This window comes from Geminicoccus sp., from assembly GCF_035556675.1.
Lineage (GTDB): Bacteria > Pseudomonadota > Alphaproteobacteria > Geminicoccales > Geminicoccaceae > Geminicoccus.
Map to the genome: position 1 here is coordinate 1 of NZ_DATMFZ010000214.1, position 2,831 is coordinate 2,831.

A 2,831-nucleotide genomic window follows, 5' to 3' on the forward strand; every position below is an offset into this window, starting at 1 on the left:
CGGATCTGGACCGCGGACGGCCCGGTCGACCACGAGGGCCGCTACTACCGCTTCAAGGGCGCCTTCTCCGACATAAAGCCGGTCCAGCAGCCGCACATCCCGATCTATTTCGGAGGTTCCTCCGACGCGGCGATCGAGGTCACCGGGCGCCACGCCGACATCTATGCGCTCTGGGGCGAGACGCTGGCCCAGGTGGAGGAAACGGTCGCCAGGGTGCGTGCGGCCGCCGCCCCCCATGGCCGCAGCCCGAGATTCAGCCTGTCGTTCCGGCCGATCCTGGCGGCCACGGAGGAGGCGGCCTGGGCCAAGGCCGAGGCGATCCTGGCCGAGACGAAGCGGGTGCGCGGCCAAGCCATGCTGGGTGCCGCCCCCGATCCGGCCAATCGCGGCTCGCAGCGCCTCCTGGAGGCGGCAGCGCAAGGCACGGTGGTCGACCAGCGCCTGTGGACCGCGATCGCTGCCGCCACCGGGGCGCGCGGCAACACCACCGCTTTGGTCGGCACGCCTGAGCAGGTCGCGGAGTCGCTGCTCGCCTATTACGATCTGGGCGTGACCACCTTCCTGATCCGCGGCTTCGATCCATTGGAGGATGCCGAGCAGTACGGCCGCGAGCTTCTGCCGATCGTCAGGGCGGAAGTGGCCAGGCGGACCAGGCGATGAGCGAGAGGGCCCAGGAAACGATGAGCGACGAGACCAGGATCGACTGGCGCGAGCACGGCGTGCGGGTGGTGCCGGGCAGCAGCCTGGACACGAACACCCCGCAGACGCCCGGCATGAACCGCGCCGCCGCGATCAACTTCGCCCGGGTGGGCGCCCAGAAGATCTGGGCCGGCACCGTCACCATCCATCCCCACGCCAAGACCGGAGCCCATCACCATGGCGAGCTGGAGAGCGTGATCTACGTGCTGCGCGGCAAGGCCCGGATGCGGTGGGGCGACAATCTCGAGTTCACCGCCGAAGCAGGCCCTGGCGACTTCATCTACGTGCCGCCCTTCGTGCCGCACCAGGAGATCAACGCCAGCGACAGCGAGCCCCTGGAATGCGTGCTGGTGCGCAGCGACCAGGAGGCGGTGGTGGTGAACCTGGACATCCCGGCGGTCGAGCAGCCCGAGACCGTCCACTGGGTCGACCCGATCCACAAGGCGCCCGGCACCACCGGATGAACGAGGCCGGCACCAGGGTGCCGGCGACTTCCCCACCAACTGGGCGTGCCGGTGCCGCGGCACCGCGCCGCGCGATCGGGATTCCATGAGCCGCGAGATCCGCCTCAACGCGTTCGAGATGAACTGCATCGGCCACCAGTCGCCGGGCCTGTGGCGCCATCCGGACGACCGCTCGGCCGACTACCACACGCTGGAATACTGGACCGATCTCGCGACGATCCTGGAGCGCGGCCGGTTCGACGGCCTGTTCCTGGCCGACGTGCTGGGCACCTACGACGTCTATGGCGGCAACGCCGATGCCGCCCTGCGCAACGCCATCCAGGTGCCGGTGAACGATCCGCTCATGCCGATCTCGGCCATGGCGGCGGTCACCCGGCACCTGGGCTTCGGCGTGACCGCGACCCTGTCCTACGAGCCGCCCTTCACCTTCGCCCGGCGCATGTCGACGCTCGACCATCTGACCCGCGGCCGGATCGGCTGGAACATCGTGACCGGCTATCTGGACAGCGCCGCCCGCGGCCAGGGCAGGGAGCGGCAGACCGCGCATGACGACCGCTACGACCTGGCCGAGGAATACATGGAGGTCGTCTACCGGCTCTGGGAAGGCTCCTGGGAGGACGATGCCGTCCTGCGCAACAAGGAGCGCGGCATCTTCGCCGATCCCGCCAAGGTCCATAAGGTCAGCTTCGAGGGCCGGCACTACCGGGTCGATGCCATCCATCTGTGCGAGCCCTCGCCGCAGCGCACGCCCGTGCTCTACCAAGCCGGCTCCTCGACCAAGGGCCGCGCGTTCGCCGCACGCCATGCCGAGTGCGTGTTCGTGTCAGGTCCCTCGGCGGGCGTGATCGCCAAACGGGTCGCGAGCATTCGTGCCCTCGCCGCCGAAGCCGGACGCGACCCTGCCGCGATCAGGATCTTCAGCCTGGCGACGCTGATCCCGGGCGAGACCGACGCCGAGGCCAGCGCCAAGCTCGCCGACTATCGCCGCTTCGTCAGCGAGGAGGGTGCCCTGGTCCTGTTCTCCGGCTGGACCGGGATCGACCTCGCCCGGTTCCGGCCGGACGAGGTGGTCGAGCATGTCCGCACCGAGGCCGGCCATGCGGCGCTGGAGAACATCACGGTGGCCGATCCGGCCAAGCGCTGGACGGTGGGCGAGGTGGCGGCCTGGGGCGGGATCGGCGGCATCGGCCCGGTGGTCGCCGGCACCCCGGCCCGGATCGCCGACTGGATGGAGGAGTGGATCGAGGCCACCGGCGTGGACGGCTTCAACCTGGCCTACGCCCTGTCGCACCGGACCTTCAGCGACGTGGCCGACCTGGTGGTGCCGGAACTGACCCGGCGCGGCCGCTACAAGCAGGAATATCGGGCGGGCACGCTGCGCACCAAGCTGGGCGGCCCGGACAGCGGCCGGCTGGCGGAGAGCCATCCGGCCGCGACCTTCCGTCGACGCTGACCCAGAGCAAGCGGGGAAAGATGATCGTCGGCCGGCTGCCGCGCTGCCTGACGGTATCGCCAGGGTGCCACCGACTGCCCGTCAGGACTGCGCCCGGGCCCGCTCGGCCGGCGGCACGTCGTTGGCGATCATCTCGCCGAACGGCCCTTCGTTGCGCACCTCGCGCCGGCCCCGGCCGGTGGTGTCGGCCAGCGGCAGGAGCGGGAACACCAGCT

Annotated in this window: 3 protein-coding genes; all 3 read left to right on the forward strand. The window is 70.4% G+C overall.

The features are described from left to right. On the forward strand, positions 1 to 660 hold a 660-nt coding region (locus tag VNS22_RS15180; RefSeq protein WP_325733817.1), incomplete at its 5' end, for an LLM class flavin-dependent oxidoreductase. Beyond that, complete coding sequence (locus VNS22_RS15185; protein ID WP_325733818.1) at positions 657 to 1,163, forward strand: cupin domain-containing protein; 507 nt, start codon at positions 657 to 659, stop codon at positions 1,161 to 1,163. The genes VNS22_RS15180 and VNS22_RS15185, both read left to right, overlap by 4 nt. Positions 1,164 to 1,248: 85 nt before the next feature. Continuing rightward, the gene (locus VNS22_RS15190; RefSeq protein ID WP_325733819.1) at positions 1,249 to 2,616 is read left to right on the forward strand and encodes an LLM class flavin-dependent oxidoreductase; all 1,368 of its coding nucleotides are present in this window, start codon (positions 1,249 to 1,251) and stop codon (positions 2,614 to 2,616) included. The last annotated feature ends 215 nt before the right edge of the window (positions 2,617 to 2,831 follow it).